The organism is Microbacterium sp. P2_F9 (genome assembly GCF_056403635.1).
The window spans coordinates 1-4,515 of record NZ_JBFUFC010000253.1 but is presented as its reverse complement, the minus strand read 5'-3'; the positions used below and the strand labels follow the sequence as shown (position 1 = coordinate 4,515).

Here is a 4,515-nt window from a genome sequence, read left to right as displayed (position 1 = left end):
GTACACGTCCGCGGCGTCCGGCCGCTCGGCGTCGGGGCTGGGATCGTCCGTCACGGTGCCCACCAGCACCCGCGTGCGCCGGCTGAGCGCGGGCAGCGAGCCGAGGAAGCCCCGTGCCGCCGCAGGGGCGTCCTGGGCGGTCAGCAGCACGACCAGCGAGGGTCGCGAGGTGAACGCGCGCACCTGGGCGAAGGCGGCGTCCCAGTCCGTGTCGATGAGCTGCGCCTCGACCGGAGCCATCGCGTCCACGAGTGCCGGGAGGAGACCTGCACCCTCGACCCGCGTCACGCGGGCGCGGACCACGCGGTCGAACATCAGCAGGTGGGTGTGATCGCCGGCCCGCGCGCTCAGCGCGGCGAGCAGCAGGGCGGCCTCCATCGCGGCGTCCAGGCGCACGCCGTCGCCGACCCGCGCCGCGGCGGTGCGGCCGGTGTCGATGACGATGACGATGTGCCKGTCGCGCTCGGGCCGCCAGGTGCGCAGCATCGTGCTTCCGGCGCGCGCCGTGGCACGCCAGTCGATCGAGCGCACGTCGTCGCCGCGCACATACTCGCGCAGGCTGTCGAACTCGGTGCCCTGCCCGCGCACCTGCACGCTGGTGTTGCCGTCCAGCTCGCGAAGCCGCGCCAGGCGCGACGGCAGGTGCCGGCGCGCTGTGAAGGGCGGGAGCACGCGGACGACGCCGCGCGCTGCGATGCGCGCCTGGCGGCCCGCGAGTCGAAGCCGACCGTCCGAGCGGATCACGACGAACTCGCTGCGCAGCTCACCTCGGCGGCGGGGGAGCAGCGGCACAGGGATCCGGCGGCGTTCTCCGGCCGGGAGGTCGAGCGGGATCCGCTCTGCCGGCGCGCCGGCCGTCGGCTGCCAGGCATCGCGCAGGCGCCCTCGGATCCGCCGCCCGCTCGTGTTGACGAGAGCGAGCTCGGTCTCCACCGACTGGCCGAGCAGAGAGCGGCGCGGCATCCGTCGTTCGATCCGGATGCCGGTGGCCGGGGCAGCGAGCAGGGCATCAAGGAGCGCCAGCACCGTGCACAGGAGCACCCAGCCGGCCCCGACGGCCCACGCGTTGAGCCCGKCCGCGGTGAGCGGCACGAGGGGAACGACGCCGAGGGCGACGAGCAGGGGGAGCCGGCCGGTGACGTACACGGGGATCAGATCGGTACGCGGGTCTGCTGCAGGACCGACGTCAGCACGGCGTCGACCGACACGCCCTCGAGCTCGGCGTCGGGCCGCAGCCGGATGCGGTGGCGCCAGGTCGGCACCATCATGGTCTGCACGTGGTCGGGGGTGATCGCCGGGTAGCCGCCGAGCCACGCCCACGACTTCGCCGCGGCCAGCAGCGCCGTCGCGGCGCGCGGGCTGACCCCGAGCTGCACCGAGGGGCTGCGGCGGGTGGCCTGGGCGAGATCGACGACGTAGCCGAGCACGTCGTCGGAGACGGTGACGGATGCCGCGGCCCGCTGCGCGCCGCGGATCTCCTCCGCCGTCACGACCTGGGTGAGACCGGCGGCCGCGAGGTCGCGGGGATCGAATCCGTTCGCGTGCCGCCTGAGGACGGCGAACTCGGCGTCGCGCGCGGGCACCTCGACGATCACCTTCAGCAGGAACCGGTCGAGCTGCGCCTCGGGCAGCGAGTAGGTGCCCTCGTGCTCGATGGGGTTCTGCGTGGCGGCCACGAGGAACGGGTCGGGCAGCGGCCGGGTCACGCCGTCGGTCGAGACCTGGCGCTCCTCCATGGCCTCCAGCAGCGCCGCCTGGGTCTTCGGGGGTGTGCGGTTGATCTCATCCGCCAGCACCACGTGCGTGAAGATGGGGCCTTCGCGGAACTCGAATTCGCCGGTGCGTGCGTCGTAGACGAGCGAGCCGGACACGTCGCCGGGCATGAGGTCGGGCGTGAACTGAATCCGCTTGGTGTCGAGCCCGAGCGCACGGCTGAAGGCGCGGACGAGCAGCGTCTTCGCGACGCCGGGGACGCCCTCGAGCAGGACATGCCCGCGCGAGAGCAGGGCGATCAGCAGGCCGGTCACGGTCCCGTCCTGGCCGACGACGGCCTTGCCCACTTCGATGCGGACGCGGTTCATCGCCTCGCGCAGCTGCTCGGGCGAAGACGCGCCCGGCACAGGGGGCGGGCTCGCGGCCGGCGGGGCGGAGTGCGGCGTCGGGTCGGTCATGGCAGGTTCCTTTCCGGGCGGACGGCGGTGCGCACCGCGTCCTCGAGGTGGCGGAGGCGTTCGTAGAGCGCGACGAGGTCGGCGTCGCCGCGGGGGATCTCGTCGAGGAGGATGCCGCGCACCACGCGCGGATCCCACCCGAGCCGCGCCGCGGCGGCATCGGAGATCTCCGTCGCGGCCGCCCCGGGCCCGAGGGCGAGCAGGCGGCCGATGCGGGTGAGTGCGGCGATGCGGAGCTGATCGGCGGCGTGGACGGCGTCGCGGGAGCGTGCGTAGAGGCGCGCGCGGCCTTCGGTCGTCTCGGCAGCGCGCACCGTGACCGGCAGCCGCTCGGGCACGAGCGGACCGAACCGTCGTCCACGCCACACCCCGGCTGCCGCGGCCGCGCACAGCAGGAGCAGGATGGCGGGGCTCACCCAGGGTGGAGTGAGCTCACCGAGGGTCGGATCGCCGCCTTCGAGGTCGGTGTCGTCGACGCCGGGGGAGTACCAGACGACGAGCGGATGCCGCCCCATGAGGTTCAGCGCCAGGGCGGCGTTGCCGTTCTCGGCGAGGTGGGCGTTCACGAACAGCGCTCGCGCGTCCACGGCCACGACGCGCTGTGGGCCGTCGTCACGCCCGATGACCCCCGCGCCGGCATCGGTCGGATAGCAGACCAGCTCGGAGTCCCCTGGGTCGAAGATCGATCCGGGAGCGACCGGCCCGGACCGCGCGGCCTCCGGCAGATCGCACTGCGGATCGACCAGCTCTCCGGCGGAGACCCCCGCGGGTGCGGCGCCGGGAAGCAGCAGTCGCAGGGTGCGGGCTCGGGGATCTACGAGGATGACGTCGGTCGCGGCATCGGCGATGGACGACACGGCGTCGTCCGAGAGAGCAGGCGGGTCGGTGAGGACGAGGGTGTCGGCGGCGCCGGTCAGCGCCTCGGTGGCGGCCGCGCGATCGCGCGCCACCACGACGTCGATGCCCTGGTCGCGCAGGATCTGCACGAGCGCCCGAGTTCCATCCGGACCCGCCGAATCCGGGTCGAGCACGTCGCGCTCCGCCCAGCGTGAGAGGCCGCTGAGGCCCGCACCGATCGCCCCGATCACCAGCAGCGTCACGCCGATCGCGATCCAGGTGCCGATGCTGCGACGGCGCGTGCGCGGCGCGGTGGCGGGATCGGCGGCGGTGTCGATGGCGGCGGTCATCGAGGCACAGCCCCCGACTCCGCGAGCAGCGGTCGTGCGGGCATGATCGCCTCGTCGACCGCCACGACCCGGGCGTACAGGTCCGGCGTTCCCGGTCTGCGCAGGTAGCGCACGTCGTCGAACGCCGCCGCGGCCTCTTCGAGGGCGGCTGCGCAGCCGGGGAACACGCGCCCCGCGGTGCGCGCGAATGTGTGGACGGTGGCGCCAGGCGGCACCTCGAGGAGGTCCCGCTCCACGATGGCGCGCGCGAGCCCGCGGAAGCGGAGCACGATGGCGCCGTCCCAATCGCCGCGGTCGGCGAGGGATGCCGCGTCCCGCCGCAGGCGGGCCGCGCTGCGCTCCTCGGCGACCCCGAAGAGCTCAGCGCCCGTCGCCCTGGTGCGGCGGGTGGCGCGGGGGAGACCCCAGATCAGGAATGCTGCGACGATCAGGACGACGACCACGAGCGCGGCCACGACGGCGAGCGTCGGCCCCCAGCCGTTCGGGATCTCCGAGGAGAACAGCTGGTCGAAGAATCCTCCGATCGCGCGGGCGACCCGATCGAGCGGGGTGGGCTCGGCGGCCGTGTAGACCGGGTCGGCCAGCTCCTCCTGCGCCCAGCGACGCGCCTCCTCGCCGTCCGGCGTCAGCGGAGGCACCGCGTCGGCGAGCCGGAAGGCCGATGCGACGCTCACGCCCACGGCGACCCACGGTCGGCGGCCGCATCGGGCGCTGTCCAGCGGGTCGCGCTGGGCGGGGATTCGCCTGCGGGCGGCGCCGCGACATCGCCCTCGGCCGATGGAACCGGCGGCGTCGGGGCGGCCGCCGCCGGGGCGGCCGCGTACGGCTGCGGATACTGCGGGTACTGCTGCGGCTGCGCGTAGGGCGGGTACGACTGCGAGTACGGCTGCGGCTGCGCGTAGGGCGAGTATGGCGGGTACGCGGCGTAACCCGCCATCGGCGGCGGGGGCGCGAGGCGGGGCACCAGTACGCGGCCGATGTGCTCGCGGTAGGGATCCGGGAGGCCGGTGACCCCGGCATCCCGTCGCTCCACGTACGAGAGCATGTCGAGGTCGAGCCCTTCGTGGCGCATGCGGCAGTCGAGGTAGATGAGCGCCGTCGAGGTGGACTGGACGACGGAGCCGACCGACTGGATCAGCAGGGTGACGGCCTGCACC

General features: G+C 74.4%; 4 protein-coding genes and 1 pseudogene. All 5 read right to left on the bottom strand.

Going from position 1 to position 4,515, the window contains the following annotated elements:
* On the bottom strand, positions 1-1,146 hold a 1,146-nt coding region (locus AC1DVT_RS18225), incomplete at its 3' end, for a DUF58 domain-containing protein (RefSeq protein WP_477390570.1).
* Positions 1,147-1,151: 5 nt separating this feature from the next.
* Positions 1,152-2,171 carry an AAA family ATPase gene (locus AC1DVT_RS18220; RefSeq protein ID WP_477390569.1) on the bottom strand — a complete coding sequence of 340 codons (1,020 nt, stop codon included), beginning with the start codon at positions 2,169-2,171 and terminating at the stop codon, positions 1,152-1,154.
* The gene (locus tag AC1DVT_RS18215) at positions 2,168-3,358 is read right to left on the bottom strand and encodes a DUF4350 domain-containing protein (protein WP_477390567.1); all 1,191 of its coding nucleotides are present in this window, start codon (positions 3,356-3,358) and stop codon (positions 2,168-2,170) included. Before AC1DVT_RS18215 ends, AC1DVT_RS18220 begins: the two co-directional genes overlap by 4 nt.
* Positions 3,355-4,032: a DUF4129 domain-containing protein gene (locus AC1DVT_RS18210; RefSeq protein WP_477390565.1), complete on the bottom strand. Its 678-nt coding sequence runs from the start codon at positions 4,030-4,032 to the stop codon at positions 3,355-3,357. Before AC1DVT_RS18210 ends, AC1DVT_RS18215 begins: the two co-directional genes overlap by 4 nt.
* Positions 4,029-4,515, bottom strand: a pseudogene (locus AC1DVT_RS18205) (glycerophosphoryl diester phosphodiesterase membrane domain-containing protein); the annotation flags it as partial. The pseudogene AC1DVT_RS18205 and the gene AC1DVT_RS18210, both read right to left, overlap by 4 nt.

Excerpts from the sequence above, each read along its gene's own strand:
- AC1DVT_RS18215 (WP_477390567.1), bottom strand. The coding sequence starts at position 3,358 with ATGACCGCCGCCATCGACACCGCCGCCGATCCCGCCACCGCGCCGCGC.
- AC1DVT_RS18220 (WP_477390569.1), bottom strand. The coding sequence starts at position 2,171 with ATGACCGACCCGACGCCGCACTCCGCCCCGCCGGCCGCGAGCCCGCCC.